This window comes from Frankia sp. QA3 (genome assembly GCF_000262465.1).
Lineage (GTDB): Bacteria > Actinomycetota > Actinomycetes > Frankiales > Frankiaceae > Frankia.
Genome location: NZ_CM001489.1, coordinates 6,757,919 through 6,774,832 on the forward strand (window position 1 = coordinate 6,757,919; position 16,914 = coordinate 6,774,832).

13 protein-coding genes are annotated in these 16,914 nt (G+C 74.0%); all 13 read left to right on the forward strand.

The genetic code is table 11. From position 1 onward, the window contains the following. On the forward strand, positions 1-2,193 hold a 2,193-nt coding region (gene infB, locus FRAQA3DRAFT_RS35500; RefSeq protein ID WP_009742359.1), incomplete at its 5' end, for a translation initiation factor IF-2. Between the two features lie 86 nt (positions 2,194-2,279). Continuing rightward, positions 2,280-2,612 (forward strand): DUF503 domain-containing protein, encoded by a 333-nt coding sequence (locus FRAQA3DRAFT_RS27690; protein WP_009742360.1) that lies wholly within the window; start codon positions 2,280-2,282, stop codon positions 2,610-2,612. Between the two features lie 157 nt (positions 2,613-2,769). Continuing rightward, a complete protein-coding gene (rbfA, locus tag FRAQA3DRAFT_RS27695) occupies positions 2,770-3,372 on the forward strand; it encodes a 30S ribosome-binding factor RbfA (protein ID WP_009742361.1) in 603 nt (200 codons plus the stop codon). 61 nt (positions 3,373-3,433) lie between these two features. Beyond that, complete coding sequence (locus FRAQA3DRAFT_RS27700) at positions 3,434-4,552, forward strand: bifunctional oligoribonuclease/PAP phosphatase NrnA (protein WP_009742362.1); 1,119 nt, start codon at positions 3,434-3,436, stop codon at positions 4,550-4,552. Beyond that, entirely contained in the window at positions 4,549-5,472 is a 924-nt protein-coding gene (gene truB / locus FRAQA3DRAFT_RS27705) for a tRNA pseudouridine(55) synthase TruB (RefSeq protein ID WP_009742363.1), read from the forward strand. The genes FRAQA3DRAFT_RS27700 and truB overlap by 4 nt, the downstream gene beginning before the upstream one ends. Positions 5,473-5,538: 66 nt before the next feature. Then, the gene (locus tag FRAQA3DRAFT_RS27710; RefSeq protein WP_009742364.1) at positions 5,539-6,468 is read left to right on the forward strand and encodes a bifunctional riboflavin kinase/FAD synthetase; all 930 of its coding nucleotides are present in this window, start codon (positions 5,539-5,541) and stop codon (positions 6,466-6,468) included. 223 nt (positions 6,469-6,691) lie between these two features. Further along, positions 6,692-6,961, forward strand: a complete 270-nt coding sequence (gene rpsO, locus FRAQA3DRAFT_RS27715) for a 30S ribosomal protein S15 (RefSeq protein WP_009742365.1) — start codon at positions 6,692-6,694, stop codon at positions 6,959-6,961. A gap of 279 nt (positions 6,962-7,240) precedes the next feature. Beyond that, a complete protein-coding gene (locus FRAQA3DRAFT_RS27720; protein WP_009742366.1) occupies positions 7,241-9,427 on the forward strand; it encodes a polyribonucleotide nucleotidyltransferase in 2,187 nt (728 codons plus the stop codon). A 9-nt stretch (positions 9,428-9,436) separates the two neighbouring features. Then, positions 9,437-10,840, forward strand: a complete 1,404-nt coding sequence (locus tag FRAQA3DRAFT_RS27725) for a pitrilysin family protein (RefSeq protein ID WP_009742367.1) — start codon at positions 9,437-9,439, stop codon at positions 10,838-10,840. A 96-nt stretch (positions 10,841-10,936) separates the two neighbouring features. After that, positions 10,937-11,689, forward strand: a complete 753-nt coding sequence (gene dapB, locus FRAQA3DRAFT_RS27730) for a 4-hydroxy-tetrahydrodipicolinate reductase (RefSeq protein WP_009742368.1) — start codon at positions 10,937-10,939, stop codon at positions 11,687-11,689. A 50-nt stretch (positions 11,690-11,739) separates the two neighbouring features. Continuing rightward, complete coding sequence (locus FRAQA3DRAFT_RS27735) at positions 11,740-13,668, forward strand: Hsp70 family protein (RefSeq protein ID WP_009742369.1); 1,929 nt, start codon at positions 11,740-11,742, stop codon at positions 13,666-13,668. A gap of 13 nt (positions 13,669-13,681) precedes the next feature. Next, complete coding sequence (locus FRAQA3DRAFT_RS27740) at positions 13,682-16,204, forward strand: hypothetical protein (protein WP_009742370.1); 2,523 nt, start codon at positions 13,682-13,684, stop codon at positions 16,202-16,204. Then, entirely contained in the window at positions 16,201-16,749 is a 549-nt protein-coding gene (locus tag FRAQA3DRAFT_RS27745; RefSeq protein WP_009742371.1) for a hypothetical protein, read from the forward strand. The genes FRAQA3DRAFT_RS27740 and FRAQA3DRAFT_RS27745 overlap by 4 nt, the downstream gene beginning before the upstream one ends. The last annotated feature ends 165 nt before the right edge of the window (positions 16,750-16,914 follow it).

Sequence of the window (16,914 nt, forward strand, 5' to 3'; positions counted from 1 at the left end):
GGCGGCCCGCGGCCCAACGCGAACATGTTCCAGCCCCGTCCCGCCGGCGGTGCTCCCGGTCGTCCCGGTGGTGGCGGCGGCGTGCCGGGTCGTCCCGGTGGTGGCGGTGGACCGCGTCCTGGCGGTTTCGCCGGACGCGGCGGTGCCCCCGGCCGTCCCGGTGGCGGCGGTGGTGGCGCCGGCGCCGGCGCCCCGGGCCGTCCCGGTGGTGGCGGCGGTGGCGGCCGGCCTGCGGCGGGTGGTCGCGGGCGTGGCGGTACCACGGCGGGCGCGTTCGGCCCGGGTGGCCGCGGTCGCCCCGGCCGTCAGCGCAAGTCCAAGCGCGCGAAGCGGCAGGAGTGGGAGAGCGGCCTGGAGGCGCCGCGGATGGGCGCGATGGTGCCCCGTGGCAACGGGCAGGCCATCCGTCTTCCGCGTGGCGCCTCGCTGGCGGACTTCGCGGACAAGATCGACGCGAACCCCGGCGCGCTGGTCCAGGTCGTCTTCACCCAGCTGGGTGAGATGGTGACCGCGACGCAGTCCTGCACTGACGAGACGCTGCAACTGCTCGGCGTGACCCTCGGGTACGAAGTGCAGATCGTCAGCCCGGAGGACGAGGACAAGGAGCTGCTGGAGAGCTTCGACCTCTCCTTCGGCGGCGAGTACGGCGACGACGTCGAGCTCAGCATCCGGCCGCCGGTCGTGACCGTCATGGGTCACGTCGACCACGGTAAGACGAAGCTGCTCGACGCCATCCGCTTCACGGACGTGGTTGCGGGCGAGGCCGGCGGCATCACCCAGCACATCGGTGCCTACCAGGTGCGGGCCACGGTCGACGGCGACGAGCGGCCGATCACCTTCATCGACACCCCGGGTCACGAGACGTTCACCGCCATGCGTGCCCGCGGCGCTCAGGTCACCGACATCGTGGTCCTCGTGGTCGCGGCCGACGACGGGGTGAAGCCGCAGACCATCGAGGCGCTCAACCACGCTCAGGCGGCCGGGGTGCCGGTCGTCGTGGCCGTCAACAAGGTCGACAAGGAGGGCGCCGACCCGGCGAAGGTGCGCGGCCAGCTCACCGAGTACGGCCTGGTCGCAGAGGAGTACGGCGGCGACACGATGTTCGTCGACGTCTCCGCCCGCAACCGGACGAACATCGACGGGCTGCTCGAGGCCATCATCCTGACGGCCGACGCCTCGCTGGACCTGCGGGCCCCGACGGGCACCGAGGCCCAGGGCGTCGCGATCGAGGGCCGGCTCGACCGTGGCCGTGGCCCGGTGGCGACCGTGCTGGTTCAGCGCGGCACGCTGCGGGTCGGCGACTCGGTGGTCGCCGGTGAGGCGTTCGGCCGGGTCCGGGCGATGCTTGACGAACACGGCGGCCAGGTGACCGAGGCGGGCCCGGCCCGTCCGGTCCAGGTGCTCGGCTTCACCAGCGTTCCCGACGCGGGTGACAACTTCCTGGTGGTGCCCGAGGACCGGGTTGCCCGCCAGATCGCCGAGCGCCGGCAGGCGCGCGAGCGTAACGCCGAGCTCGCGCTCAGCCGTGGCCGCCCGACGCTGGAGACGATCCTCGAGCGGATGAAGGAGGGCGAGAAGACTCAGCTCAACCTCATCCTCAAGGGCGACGTCTCCGGTTCGGTCGAGGCTCTCGAGGACGCCCTACTCAAGATCGACGTCGGCGACGAGGTCGGTCTGCGGATCATCGACCGGGGCGTCGGCGCGATCACCGAGACCAACGTCATGCTGGCGTCGGCGTCGGACGCGGTCATCATCGGCTTCAACGTCCGCCCGCAGGGCAAGGCGACGGAGCTGGCCGACCGCGAGGGCGTCGAGGTCCGGTACTACTCGGTGATCTACCAGGCCATCGAGGACATCGAGAACGCCCTCAAGGGCATGCTCAAGCCGGTCTACGAGGAGGCGCAGCTCGGTACCGCCGAGGTGCGCGAGGTCTTCCGGGTGCCGCGGATCGGCAACGTCGCGGGCTCGCTGGTCCGCTCCGGTGTCATCCGCCGCAACACCAAGGCCCGCCTCATCCGGGATGGCGTGGTCGTGGCGGACAACCTCACGGTCGAGTCGCTCAAGCGGTTCAAGGACGACGCCACCGAGGTCCGTGAGGGCTACGAGTGCGGTATCGGTCTCGGGTCGTTCAACGACATCAAGATCGACGACGTCATCGAGACCTTCGAACAGCGGGAGGTTCCTCGCGTCTGAGGCACACCGCCGGTCGGTGCCGGCCGGCCGGGCGCGTGCGCGTCCGGCCGGCACCGACCGCTCGTGCCGCACCGTGGAGGGCGATCATGTGGATCGGGACTCTCAGCCTTGACCTGCTGCTCGGGGACGTGCACTCGTTGAAGGAGAAGCGTTCGGTGGTCCGGCCGATCGTGGCCGAACTGCGCCGTCGTTTTTCGCTCAGCGTCGCCGAGACGGGGCATCTCGACCTGCATCGCCGGGCCGAGATAGGGATGGCGGTCGTGGCCGCCGACCGTGCGCACTGCGTCGAGGTCCTGCGCGCCTGTGAGCAGCTGGTGGCGGGGCGGCCCGAGGTCGAGATCCTCGCCGCGCGCGAGCGCTGCCTGGCCGAGGACGACACCGAGGGGCATCCCCACATGCCGGCCGGCACCCCCGACTGAGCCGATCGCCGCGAGGGCGGCCAGCCCGCCGCGGTTGCGGCGATCGGGCATCCGGCGGGCGGCGAGGCCCCGCACGGTATCCATCACGGTGGCGTCCCCGGTGGGAGCGATCGCGGCGGGAACGACGCCGAGGTAACACGGAGCGAGGAGGTGGACGGTGGCTGATCCGGCTCGGGCACGGAAGCTGGCCGTGCGTATTCGTGAGGTGGTCGCGTCCGCGCTGGAACGCGGCGTGAAGGATCCCCGCCTGGGCATGGTGACGGTCACCGACGTGCGGGTGACGCCCGACCTGGTCGACGCGACGGTCTTCTACACCGTGTACGGCGATGAGGCCGCGCGCCGCGCGTCGGCCGAGGCGCTCGAGTCCGCTCGCGGGCTGCTGCGCAGCCAGGTCGGCCGTGCCACCGGCGTGAAGGTCACCCCGACCCTCACCTTCGTGCACGACCGGCTGCCCGACGACGCCAAGCATCTCGAGGAGCTGATCAGCGTCGCGCGGGAGCGGGATGCCCGGCTCGCCGAGGTCCGCCGCGACGCCCGGCCCGCGGGCGACGATGATCCCTACCGCCGTCCGCGGACCGTCGAGGACGAGCTGGACGACGATCTCGGCGACGAGTTCGACGAGTTCGACGGCCTCGAGGCGGGCGACGCCCCTGGTGGAGATACCCCTGGTGGAGATACCAGGGTGCGGGAGGCCGACGCGGCCAGCGATCATACCGTGTATCCGGCGTCACCCGGCGGCGATCCGACCATCGGGCGCTGAGAGTGATGAGCCGCTCCAAGGGGACGAACCACCGGCGTGCTGGTGGGCCGCGGACACGGCGATGGGACGGGCGATGAGCGACGCGAGCGACCTCGTGGCCGACCGGGCGGCCGTGGTGGCCGCGCTCACGGCGGCCGTCGGCGCCGGTGACGACATCCTGCTCGTCGCGCACGTCAACCCGGACGGGGACAGCCTCGGTTCGGCGCTGGCCCTCGGGCTCGCGTTGCGGACTCTCGGGGGGCGGCCGAGGGTGTCCTTCGATGCCGAGCCCTTCGCCGTTCCCCGGACGCTGCGTTTCCTGGCCGGCCAGGAGCTGCTCGTCGACCCGGTGGCGATCACCGCCCGGCCGAGCCTCGTGCTCTGCCTGGACGCGGCCAGCCGGTCCCGGCTCGGCCGGCTCGCCGGGATCATCGCCGGTAGCCGGGTGGTCATCGTCGATCACCATGCCTCCAACACCCGTTTCGGCGACCTCAACCTCGTCGACAGCGAGGCCGCCTCGACCAGCGCGATGGTCGTCGACCTGATCGACGCCCTCGGGGTGGCGCTGGACGCGGACCTGGCCGCGGCGATCTACACCGGCCTGGTGACGGACACCGGCTCCTTCCGGTTCGCCGCGACGACGCCCGCGGTGCACCGCCTCGCCGCCCGCCTGCTGGCCACCGGCATCCGGCATGATCTGATCAGCCGGGCGCTGTGGGACACCCACCGGTTCGGCTACCTGAAGCTGCTCGGTGAAGTGCTGGGCCGCGCCCGCCTGGAACCCGAGCACGACCTGGTCTGGACGTGGTGCACCCAGGTCGACCTGCGGGCCGTGGGGCTCGACTACGACGAGATCGAGGGCTTCATCGACACCTTGCGCACGGCGTCGGAGGCCGAGGTCGCCCTGATCTGCAAGCAGGACGGCGACGTCTGGAAGGTCTCCGTGCGGTCCAAGGGGAGTGTCGACGTCGGTGCGCTGTGCGCCGGCCTCGGGGGTGGCGGCCACCGCCTGGCCGCCGGCTTCGTGACGCGCGCGGAGCTGGTGGAGCTCATGGACACGGTGCGGGCGGCGCTGGTTCGGGCGCCACGGCTGGCCGATCCCGCGGCCGGGGCCCTCACCGGGCCCGACGCGGCCGCCGGGCGCACGTCCGCCCCCATCCAGGGCCGGGCCGGCCGAGGCCCGGCCGTGAGCGTCCGGTGAGCCCGCGGGGATCCCGTCCGGCGGGGGGCCCGCAGGTCGACGGCCTCGTCGTCGTCGACAAACCGGCCGGGCTCACCTCGCACGACGTGGTCGCCCGCGCCCGGCGCATCCTGGGGCAGCGTCGGGTTGGCCACGCCGGCACCCTCGACCCGATGGCGACCGGCGTCCTGGTACTCGGCGCCGGCCGGGGAACGAGGCTGCTGGGTCACCTCGCGCTCACGGACAAGGTGTACGACGCGACGATCCGGCTCGGCCGCACGACGACGACCGACGACGCCGAGGGTGAGCCGCTCGAGGACCGGCCCGTCGACGTCGCTCCCGAGCGGCTCGCGCGGGCGATGGCGGCTCTGACGGGGCCGATCGACCAGGTGCCGTCGAGCGTCAGCGCGGTCAAGGTCGGCGGGGTGCGCGCCTACGCCCGGGTGCGGGCCGGCGAGCAGGTCGAGCTCGCCGCCCGCCGGGTCATGGTGCACCGCTTCGACCTGCTCGCCCGCCGCGCCGCCGGCGGCGCGGCGGACCCGGGGGGCACCGATCTCGACGTGACGGTCGGCTGCTCCAGCGGGACCTACATCCGGGCGCTCGCCCGCGATCTCGGGGCCGCGCTGGGCTGTGGGGGGCACCTGACGGCGTTGCGGCGCACCGTCGTGGGGCCCTTCGGGCTCGCCCGGGCGGTGAGCCTCGACACGTTCGCCGAGCTGGGCGCGGGGGCGGTCACCCCGCTGGCGGAGGCCGTCGCGGCTGGTTTCGCGCGCCGAGATGTCGCCGGGGACGCGGCGGTCGACGTGCGTCACGGCCGCCGGTTGGCGCCGGTAGGGCGGCCGGGTACCTACGGCGTGTTCGGCCCGGACGGGTCCGTGCTGGCGCTGGTCGAGGAGAGCGCCGAGGCGGTCCGCTCGCTGGTCGTGTTCGCCCCGGCCTGACCCCACGCGAGACCGGGGGCGGACGGTGCTCGACCGTGCCGCGCGAGAATGTCCTAGGCTTCCCACGTGCAAACGTGGCGAGGGGCGGAGAACACGCCGGCCGAGTGGCGCGGCGGGGTCGTCACCATCGGCTTCTTCGACGGGGTGCACCTCGGGCATCGGCAGATCATCGGGCAGGCGGTGCGCCGCGCCCATGACCGCGGCGAGCGGGCCGTCGTCCTCACCTTCGATCCGCATCCCGGGGAGGTGCTCCGCCCCGGCAGCCATCCGGCCCTGCTGACGACTTTGCGCTACAAGGCCGAGCTGCTCGCGGCGATCGGTGTCGACGCGCTGTGCGTGCAGCCGTTCACGCTGGACTTCAGCCGGGTGCCCCCGGCGGAGTTCGTGCACGGGATGCTGGTCGAGCGGCTGGGCGCCAGCGTGGTCGTGGTGGGGGAGAACTTCACCTACGGCCACCGGGCCGCCGGCACGCTGGCCACGCTGGCGGCGGACGGGGCCCGGGAGGGGTTCGAGGTCGACGGGGTCCGCCTGGTCCGCTCGGGGGAGCAGGTGCTGTCCTCGACCGAGATCCGCCGCCGCGTCGCCGAGGGTGACGTGGAGTCGGCCGCCGTGGCCCTGGCCCGCCCACACCGGGTCGAGGGCGTGGTCGTGCACGGAGACGCCCGCGGCCGGACGATCGGCTACCCGACGGCCAATGTCGAGGTGACGCCGTGGGCGGCGGTGCCCGCCGACGGTGTGTACGCGGGGTTCGCCTGCTGGGACGGCCGCCGCCAGCCCGCCGCGATCTCGATCGGCACGAACCCGACGTTCGCCGGCCGGGAGCGGCGGGTGGAGGCGTTTCTGTTGGACTTCGACGGGGATCTCTACGGCGAGTACATGGCCTACGAGTTCACCCGCCGCCTGCGTCCGACGCTGCGCTTCGAGTCGGTGGACGAGCTCGTCACCCAGATGGCCGCCGACGTCGAGGCGACCAGGACGGTCACCCTGCCCGTCTGAGCGTGCCCGCGGCACGGGGCCCGGGGCGCGGCGGTGCCATGGGCACGACCCACGGGTGCGGGGTCACCGGTGTCCGAGCGGTTCCCCTCGGGTTGATAGGCTTCGGGTCCAGGCGGGTGCGGCGTGTCCGGACCGCACGGCGATGAGGCCGTGGTCCGGCGTCGGTTCGGGTGAGGCAGACCCCGGGCGCGCGCCGTCCCGAAGCAGAAGGAGAGGGTGGAGCGTGCCGCTCGCGAGCGACGTCAAGCAGAAGATCATGTCCGATTACGCCACCGTTGAGCGGGACACCGGCTCGCCCGAGGTGCAGGTCGCGATGCTGACCCGTCGGATCAGCGACCTGACCGAGCACCTCAAGGTGCACAAGCACGACCATCACAGCCGCCGGGGCCTGCTCCTGCTCGTGGGGCGCCGCCGCCGGCTGCTGAACTACCTGTCGAAGACGGATATCAACCGATACCGCGCCCTGATCGAGCGACTCGGGCTACGGCGGTAGCGCGAAGAGGGAGCGGCCCTTCGGGGGACGCTCCCTCTGACGCATCGGGGGTAAATACCAGATGCGTCGCCCGCCGGCGGAGGTCTCCGTCGGCGGATCGGAGGACCTGACCGGGTCCGTGGTGGCGAGAGCCGCCGGTCCTCGGTCGTGGTCGCCGGGAGCGGGCTCACCCTCCCCGGGGGCTTCGACTGAGCACCGGCATCCTCAAGGACGCGGACCCGGCCGGAGGACAAGATCGGCTGCGTGGACCCGGCCGAAGAAGAGGATGGAGTGGTTCGAGTGGACGACTCGACACATGCGGCCGAGGCGGTCATTGCGACCCCGGCCGGAAACCGTACGGTGCGATTCGAGACCGGCCGGCTGGCCAGGCAGGCCGCCGGTTCCGCCGTCGCGTACCTGGGCGACACGATGGTGCTCTCGGCGACGACGGTCAGCAAGCAGCCGAAGGAACAGCTCGACTTCTTCCCGCTGACGGTGGACGTCGAGGAGCGGATGTACGCCGCCGGGCGGATCCCCGGCTCGTTCTTCCGCCGCGAGGGCCGGCCGAGCGAGGACGCGATCCTCACCTGTCGCCTCATCGACCGGCCGCTGCGCCCCTCGTTCGCCAAGGGGCTGCGCAACGAGATCCAGGTCGTGGCCACGGTGCTGGCCCTGGACCCGGACACGCTCTACGACGTGGTCGCGATCAACGCGGCCAGCGCGTCGACGACCCTGTCCGGGCTGCCCTTCACCGGGCCGATCGGCGCGACCCGCGTCGGGTACGTCGACGGCGAGTGGATCGCCTTCCCGACGCATTCGGAGCTGGCCCGGGCCACCTTCGACATGGTCGTGGCCGGTCGCGTCGTCGAGGACGGCTCCGACGTCGCGATCATGATGGTCGAGGCGGAGGCCACGCCGGGCACGGTGGAGCTGATCGCCGGGGGCGCGCCCGCGCCGACCGAGGAGGTCGTCGCCGCCGGCCTGGAGGCCGCCAAGCCCGCGATCCGCGAGCTGTGTCGGGCCCAGAGCGAGCTGGCCTCGCTGGCCGGCAAGGCGACGCGGGAGTTCCCGGTCTTCATCGATCACCACGACGACGTGCTCGAAGCGCTGTCCGCCGCGATCGGCGACGAGCTGTCCGCCGCGCTGCGCATCGCCGGCAAGGCCGAGCGGGAGAACGAGCTCGACCGGGTCCGCCAGCTGGCGGTCGAGAAGGTCGCCGCCCAGTTCGAGGGGCGGGAAAAGGAGATCGGCGCCGCCTACCGGGCGCTGACCAAGAAGCTCGTCCGTTCCCGCATCGTCTCCGAGGGCGTGCGGATCGACGGCCGGTCGACCACCGAGATCCGGGCGCTGTCCGCCGAGGTCGACTACATCCCGCGGGTGCACGGCTCGGCGCTGTTCGAGCGGGGCGAGACGCAGATCCTCGGCGTCACCACGCTGGCGATGCTGCGCATGGAGCAGACGGTCGACACGCTCAACCCCGACCGCACCAAGCGGTACATGCACAACTACAACTTCCCGCCGTACTCCACGGGTGAGACCGGCCGCGTCGGGTCGCCGAAGCGCCGCGAGATCGGCCACGGCGCGCTCGCCGAGCGGGCGCTGCTGCCGGTGCTGCCCAGCCGCGAGGAGTTCCCCTACGCGATCCGGCAGGTCTCGGAGGCGCTGAGCTCCAACGGCTCGACGTCGATGGGGTCGGTCTGCGCGAGCACGCTGTCCCTGCTCAACGCCGGCGTGCCGCTCAAGGCGCCGGTTGCCGGCATCGCGATGGGTCTCGTGCACGCCGACGACGCCTACGTCACGCTGACCGACATCCTCGGCGCCGAGGACGCCTACGGCGACATGGACTTCAAGGTCGCCGGCACCCGCGAGTTCGTCACCGCCCTGCAGCTCGACACCAAGCTCGACGGCATCCCCGCCTCGGTGCTGGCCTCGGCCCTGCAGCAGGCTCGTGGCGCGCGCCTGGCGATCCTCGACGTCATGGCCGAGGCGATCGGCAGCCCGGACGAGATGTCCGCGCACGCCCCGCGGGTCATCTCGGTCAAGATCCCGGTCGACAAGATCGGCGAGGTCATCGGGCCCAAGGGCAAGATGATCAACCAGATCCAGGCGGACAGCGGCGCCGAGATCACCGTAGAGGACGACGGCACGATCTACATCGGCGCGGCGGACGGCACCTCCGCGGAGACCGCCCGCTCGGCGATCAACGCGATCGCCAATCCGCAGATGCCCGAGGTCGGCGAGCGGTACCTCGGTACCATCGTCAAGATCACCAACTTCGGGGCGTTCGTCTCGCTCACCCCGGGCCGGGACGGCCTGCTGCACGTGTCCAAGCTCAAGACGCTCTCGGGCGGCAAGCGGGTGGAGAAGGTCGAGGACGTGCTGTCCGTGGGACAGAAGCTCCAGGTGGAGATCACCGAGATCGACAGCCGTGGCAAGATCAGCCTTTCCCCGAGCGCCGAGGCCGCGGACGCGGCGGCGACCTCCTGACGGCGCGTCGTGTCCGACTCCCCCACGCCTGACCTGACCCGCTCCACCGACGGCACCGGCGCTGCGGTTCGGGGCGCCGCGGACGCCGGTGAGCGGGTGGCTCGCCTGCTCGCCGGGGGTTCCGGCAGCGAGTCGTTGCTGGGCGGCACGGTGCGACGCACCGTGCTGCCCGGCGGGCTGCGCGTCATCACCGAGCGCGTCCCCGGGGTCCGCTCGGCCGCGATTGGCGTCTGGGTGGGCGTCGGCTCGCGGGACGAGACCCCGGTGACCGCCGGCTGCTCCCACTACCTCGAGCACCTGCTGTTCAAGGGCACCCCGAGCCGGGACGCCCTGACGATCAGCGCGTCGGTCGAGGCGGTTGGCGGTGACCTCAACGCTTTCACGAGCAAGGAGTACACCTGCTACTACGCGCGGGTGCTCGACTCCGACCTCGAGATGGCCGTCGGCGTCGTCGCAGACATGGTCACCAACTCGCTGGTGACCGCCGACGACGTCGAGGCCGAACGTGGCGTGATCCTTGAGGAGATCGCCATGCACGAGGACGACCCGGGCGACGTCGTCCACGACGTCTTCGCCGAGGCGATGCTCGGCGCGTCGGCGCTCGGCCGGCCGGTGCTCGGCACGATCGAGTCGATCGAGGGACTGGGCCGCGAGACCATCGCCGACTACTACCGCTCCCGGTACGTCCCGCCGGCGATGGTCGTCTCGATCGCCGGAAACCTGGAGCACGATCGCGTGCTCGCGCTCGTCGCGGACGCCTTCGGCGATCACCTGACGTCGGGCGGGGATCCGTTTGCGGTGCGAGCCGGCCACTACGACTACCCGCCGGCGCCCGGCATCGTCGTTTCCGAGCGACCCACCGAGCAGGCGAACCTCGTGCTGGGCACGATCGGCCTGTCCCGGCACGACCCGCGCCGCTTCGCGCTCGGGGTGCTCTCGACGGCGCTGGGCGGTGGGATGAGCTCCCGGCTGTTCCAGGAGATCCGCGAGAAGCGGGGCCTGGCGTACTCGGTGTACTCGTTCGGGTCGCACTTCGCCGACGCCGGCCTGTTCGGCGTCTATGCCGGCTGCGCCCCCAAGCGCGCCGACGAGGTCCTGGCGATCGCCCGGGACGAGGTGCGGTCCATCGCCGAGCGCGGGATCACCGCCGAGGAGCTCGACCGCGCCCGCGGGCAGAGCCACGGCTCCCTCGTCCTCGGGCTGGAGGACACCGGCTCGCGGATGAGTCGCCTCGGCAAGAGCGAGCTCGTCCACGGCGAGCTGCTGTCCGTCGATGAGATCATCGCCCGGGTGGACGCGGTCACCCTGGACGACGTCACCGAGATCGCGGCGACGCTGGTCGAGCAGCCCTGGGCCCTCGGCGTCATCGGGCCGTTCGATGATCATGACTTTGGTGCGGCCGTCGCCCGCTGAGCCGAGGGCCCACTCCAGGGCCCGCGGACGGCTGACCGGTGGGGCCCGGCCGCGGCAGCGGTGCCGGCGTTCGGCGCCCGGCAGGGAGGGAGAGGCATGAGCGAGCAGCTCACGGTGGGGGTTCTCGGCGCGCGTGGCCGAATGGGGTCGACGGTGTGCGCCGCCGTCGAGGCTGCCCCGGATCTCGCGCTCGTCGCCGCTCTCGACGTCGGCGACGACCGGGCCGCGCTCGCCGCGGCCGACGTGGTCGTCGACTTCACCACGCCGGCCGCGGTGCTCGACAACATCCGCTGGTGCGTCGAGGCAGGGCGGCACGTCGTCGTCGGCACCACCGGCTTCGACGACGAGCGGCTGGCCACCGTGCGCGGCTGGCTCGGCGACGCGCCGAAGGTCGGGGTACTCGTCGCCCCGAACTTCGGGGTGGCCGCCGTGCTCATGATGATGTTCGCCGCCCGCGCCGCCCGCTTCTTCGACTCCGTCGAGATCGTCGAGCTGCACCATCCCAACAAGGTCGACGCGCCGAGCGGCACCGCCCGGCGCACCGCCGAGCTCGTGGCCGGGGCTCGCGAGGCCGCCGGACTCGCGCCGGGCGGGCCGGACGCGACGGCCACGGCGCTCGACGGCGCCCGCGGCGCCCGGGTCGCGGGCGTACCCGTGCACGCCGTGCGCCTCGCGGGTCTCGTCGCCCACCAGGAGGTGCTGCTCGGCGGCGCAGGGGAGACGCTGACCCTGCGCCACGACTCCTACGACCGCACCTCCTTCATGCCGGGCGTGCTGCTCGCCGTGCGGCGCATCGCCGACCGCCCCGGTCTGACAGTCGGCCTGGAGCACCTGCTCGACCTCGACTAGTCGCCGGGTGTCCGCGGGGTGAGTCGGCCGCGAAAGATAGGTTTTCGGGTGTGGTCGGACACATTGACCGCCGTCCACCGGCGGGTACCCGCAGCGTCTTCGGAATCGATCTGGGCACGACGTTCAGCTGCCTGGCCCGGGTCTCGGGCGCCGGGGAGCCGCAGATCGTGCCGCTGTCCGACGGCGCGCTGACGCTGCCGAGCGTCGTGTTGTTCGTCGGCGCGGACGACTACCTCACCGGGCAGACCGCCCGCGAGCTCGCCCGTGCCCGGCCCGACGACGTCTGCTCGCTGGTCAAGCGGCGGATGGGCGACGGCGACTGGCGGTTCATCACCCGGGGCGCGGCCTGGTCCGCGCCGGCCGTCAGTGGTCTGATCCTCAAGGCGCTGGTCGCCGACACGGCGCTCGCCACCGGCGAGCGGGTCGAGGACGTCGTGATCACCGTTCCGGCGTACTTCGGGGACGAGGAGCGGCGGGCGACGGTGCTCGCCGGCGAGTACGCGGGGCTCAACGTCGTCGACGTCATCAATGAGCCGACCGCGGCGGCGCTGTCCTACGGGTTCGCCCGCTTCGAGATCGGCACCCGGCGTACCCTCGGTGGGCCGGGCACCGCGGCCGAGGAGGTCGCCCTCGTCTACGACCTGGGCGGAGGCACGTTCGACGTGACCGTGGTCGAGCTCGCGGACCGCAGGGTCTCCGTCGTCGCCATCGACGGCGACCATCAGCTCGGCGGCGCCGACTGGGACGAGAAGATCGTGCTGTACCTGTGCGACCGGTACCTTGCCGAGCATCCGGGCGCCCCGGACCCCCTCGACGCCGGCGAGGGCTCCCAGGCGCTGCTGCTCGCCGCCGAGCGGGCCCGCCGGGAGCTCACCGAAGCCGGCACCACGACCGTCATCGTCGAGTACGCCGGCCGGCGTACCGAGGTGGTGCTGACCCGCGACGAGCTGGAACGGCTCACCGCCGGGCTGCTCGACCGGACCGTTGCCCTGACCCGGGCCGCCCGCGACGCGGCGCTCGCCCGCGGGGTCCGCGGCATCGACCGGATCCTGCTCGTCGGGGGCGCGTCGCGGATGCCCGCCGTGGCCCGCCGCCTCGCCGCCGAGTTCGGGGTGCCCGTCGAACTGTCCGACCCGGATCTCGCGGTCGCCCGCGGCGCCGCCATCTACGGTGAGAAGAAGGCCCTGGAGCGGCTGGTGCTTGCCGATCTGGTGACCCGCGGCCAGCTCGTCGACGGCGCCGGGGTGGACGCCGCCGCCCCGGCCGATCTGGACGCGGCCTGCCAGCGGCTCGCGGATGCGCTCGGCCTGCCCGCCCAGCGGGTGCGCCGGACCGTCGAGGTTCAGGTCGTCAACGTCGTCTCCCGCGGCTTCGGGGTGCTGGCGCTCAGCCTCCTCGGCGAGCAGGGCGCGGTGTTCCTGGTGCACCGCAACGACCGACTTCCGATCGCGGTCCGGCGCTCCTTCGGGACCGTGCGCGACGACCAGGACGCCGTCACCGTCTACGTCGTCGAACAGGCCGGCGGGGTGGAGTCGACCCGGGTCGAGGACAACAAGGTGATAGCCGAGGCCGAGATCATCGGCATCCCGCCCGGCTTCCCGGCCGGGTCGCAGATCCAGATCGTCTTCAGGATGGGCTTCGACGGCATCCTCGAGGTCACCGCCACCCACGAGGGCCTCGCCGACCGGCCGCTGACGGTGCGGGTCGAGACGTCGGCGGCGCTGAGCCAGGCCGACGTGGCCCGCGAGCGGGAGCAGGTCGCCCGGGCCCGCCGGGAACGAGGTGGCTTGCCGGGCGTTGACGGCCGGCCGGGCCCGCCTGGCGGGGTGGATCCGGGTGGTACGGCCGGTGGCCCGGCTGGCGGCATCGGGCCGGGCGGCCCACCTGGGCCGGGCACCGGCGGCGGACCCGGCGGACCCGGCGGGCCGAAGGACGGGCTGGGCGGCATGCCGGGCGGCATGCCGGGCGGCTGGGTCTGACAGGGGGACGACGATGCGGGCCTTCGACTCCGACGACTACCGTCGCCGGGTGCTCGCCGTGGTGCACCGCCGCGGCGGCGCCGAGCACAGCGACCCGTTCGAGATCTACGACATCCCGCTGGCGGAGGTGGACACGCTCGACGACGCGGCGATCCGCGCCCGCATCGCCGAGGTCTGGGCCTTCTGGCAGCGTAGCCGGGACCATCCCCGCTACCGCGGCGTGATCATCGGCCTGCTTGACCTGCACGCCGAGCTGTCTGAGGCGCTCGCCGACCGCACCCGGCGCCTCGCCCTGCGCGATCGGGTCGCCGCCGCCCGCGCCACCCGGGACGACGAGCGGTTCGCCGCCCTGGACGCCGCCGTCGCCCGCCTCGTCGCCCGGTTCGGGGGCATCCCGGCGGACCGGATCGCCGGCCTGCGGGCGTGGGCGGCGACCCAGGGCATCGACGAGTCCGCGTTCACCCTGCGCACCCGCCGCCATCGGATCGTTCCCGCGAGCCCGGCCGCCGGGCCGCCCGACCGGCCGCGGCCCGAGCCGATCCCCGTCGAGGTGCTCCGCCAGATCCGCGCCGACCTCGACGAGCTGGGCCGGATCACCGCGTCCGCCCCGCCGCGCAGCCTGTTCGACCTGCTCGGCGTCCCGCCCGGTGCCTCACGCGAGCAGATCCGGGAACTGCGCGACGAGGCGCTGACCCGCAACCGCGCCCGCCGGCCGGACCGCCGCCGCGCCCTGCTCGACGACCTGCTGGCCGCCGTCGGCGCGCTGCTGGTCGAGGGTGACCCGGACGCCTACCTCGACGCGCTCGCCGCCGCGACGAGCGAGCGGCTGCGGCCGCGGGTGGCGGCGGCGGTCCTCGTCGAGGACGCGCTGCTCCCGGCGGAGGCGGCCGAACTCGTCGCCGAGGCGGAGGCGGACGGCCTCGACTCGCAACGGGCGCGCGCCGTGGTCCGCTCCCTCGCCCGGGCGCAGGGGGTCACCGCACCGCCGCTGCCGCCCCCGGCCGCGCCGCACGGCTTCACCCGCCCGCCGGGCGCAGGCGCGGTCCCCGAACCGGTAGCCGCACCGGGACGGGAACCGCAGGGTGCCGCCCCGACAGCTGGCGCGCCGCCGCCGGTCCGCGCGGGCGACTGGCGGGCGGCGGTGTCCCGCGCCCGTGCGGCGCTGCGGGCCGGCCGGCCGGTGGAGGCCGGCGAGCACGTCGCCACCGCCCGCGAGCTCGCGGGGGAGACCCTGCCGCCCATCCGGGCGATGGACGACGAGGTGGAGACCGCGATCCGGGCAGCGGCCGACCGGTGGACGGCGCTCGCCCCGCTGATCGCGGCCGGCCGGTACCGGGCGGTGATTCCCGCGGCCCGGCGGCTGGTCGAGACCGCCGCCGACGTGCCCGGCCCAGGTAACCAGCTCGCCGGGGAGCTGCTGTCCCTCGCCGAGGCCCGCTGCACCGCCGCCGACGAGCTCGTCGCCCGAGCCCGCACGGCCGATGCCGCCGACCGCGAACGCCTGCTCGGCGAAGTCCTCGCCCTGGTCACCGATCACGCCGAGGCCTCGGCGCTGCTGGCGCAACGCCGGCCCGGACCGGCCTCGACCCCGCCGGTCCAGCCGTCGCCGGTCCGGCCGTCGCCGGTCCGGCCGTCGCCGGTCCAGCCGTCGCCGGTCCAGCCGTCGCCGTCGGTACCGCCCGTCGAGGCCCGGTCGTCCTCGGCCGCCTCGCCTCCGGCCGCCTCGCCTCCGGCCGCCTCGCCTCCGGCCGTGCCGCCTCCGGTCGGCCCGGCGGGCGCGGGCCCATTGGTGGGCACCGTCGCCCCGCCGGCGGCGGTGCGGGCCCACCGGGACGGCCGATCGGTCCTGGTGAGCTGGCAGCCGTCGACGACCGCCGGTGAGGTGCGCTACCGGGTCATCCGGATCGCCGCCGACGGCGTCGGCCGTGCGGTCGGCGTGACCACGGGCAGCAGTCTTGAAGACGGGGGCGCACCGCCCGATGGGGCGGTCCCGCGTTACGAGGTCGCCGCCGGCATGGGCGGCGCCTGGTCGGTACCGGTCCGGACGGTCGAGCCCGGCCCGCCGACTGGTGATCCGACTTCGCCGACCGGTGTCCCGGCTCCGGCGGGGGCGCCGGGGCGGCCGCCGGTGCGTCCCGAGGCAACCGCCGAGGCCGCGCCGCCGACGAGGGGCCGCGACGAGCCAGGTGCAGGCTCCCCTGCGCTCGCCGGCAGCGCCGCCGACGCCCTGCCCCCGCCCGTCGGGCTACGGTGGGCCGATGAGCGGCTGCGATGGGCCTGGCCGGCCGGCTGCACGGAGATGATGGTGGTCTGCCGGCCGGACGGACCGCCGACCGCCGCTGACGATCCCCGCGCACAGGCCCGCAAGGTGACCAACACCCGGTACGAGATCGACGGCGGCGTCCCCCTGCCGCCGGGCCGTCCCCTGTACGTCGCGTTGTTCTGCTGCGCGCGCCAGGCGGGGCGGCTGGTCGTGGCGACCTCGGCCGGGGCCCGGCTCCAGCTCGCATCGGGCGGCGACGGGGCGGGCCGGTGAGGGCCCGGGCGACGGTCGCCGTGCTGGTCGCGGCCTGCCTGTTCTATCTCGGCCTGATCGGCTGGCGCGGCGTCGTCCTGCTCGGCGACGATCGCTGGGCCGCCCGCGGGCTCGGCGCCGGGGTGCTGCTCCTGCCCGTGGTCGGGCTCATCGTCATCGCGCGCGAGCTGCGGTTCGGTCGCGAGAGCGGCCGCCTCGCCGGCCTGCTGGAGGCGAGGGCGGTCGCCGGCACCGAGATCGGCATCAAGATCGGCACAGAGGAGGGCGGCGCCCAGGCCGGCGCGATGGGCGGGGCCGGCGCGATGGGCGGGGCGGGTGAGCCGGTCGAGGCCGGCGAGCCGGTGTTGGTCCGCCGGCCCTCGGGGCGCATCGACCGGGCCTCGGCCGACGCCGTGTTCGCGCGGCGGCGGGCCGAGGTGGAGGCGGACCCCGGCGACTGGCGGCGCTGGTACCGGCTCGCCGTCTCCTACGGCGACGCCGGCGACACCCGGCGGGGACGCGCCGCGATGCGGCACGCCATCGCCCTCCAGCGCGACCCTCGGTGACCGGCCGGCCCGGGCCGGGCCCAGGGAATCGGCATGGAAGTGGCCGCGGGATTGCCCGCAGGCTCGGCTTGCGACACCCGGGCCATCTGCCAGGCTGGACGGCGGCCGTTTACTCACTGAATGCGAACGGTTCCGGCCGGGGCCATTGACTACTCGCGCGATGCG

Coding starts and splice junctions, on each gene's coding strand:
- FRAQA3DRAFT_RS27740 (WP_009742370.1), top strand. CDS start 13,682: ATGCGGGCCTTCGACTCCGACGACTACCGTCGCCGGGTGCTCGCCGTG.
- dapB (WP_009742368.1), top strand. CDS start 10,937: ATGAGCGAGCAGCTCACGGTGGGGGTTCTCGGCGCGCGTGGCCGAATG.
- FRAQA3DRAFT_RS27690 (WP_009742360.1), top strand. CDS start 2,280: ATGTGGATCGGGACTCTCAGCCTTGACCTGCTGCTCGGGGACGTGCAC.
- FRAQA3DRAFT_RS27700 (WP_009742362.1), top strand. CDS start 3,434: ATGGGACGGGCGATGAGCGACGCGAGCGACCTCGTGGCCGACCGGGCG.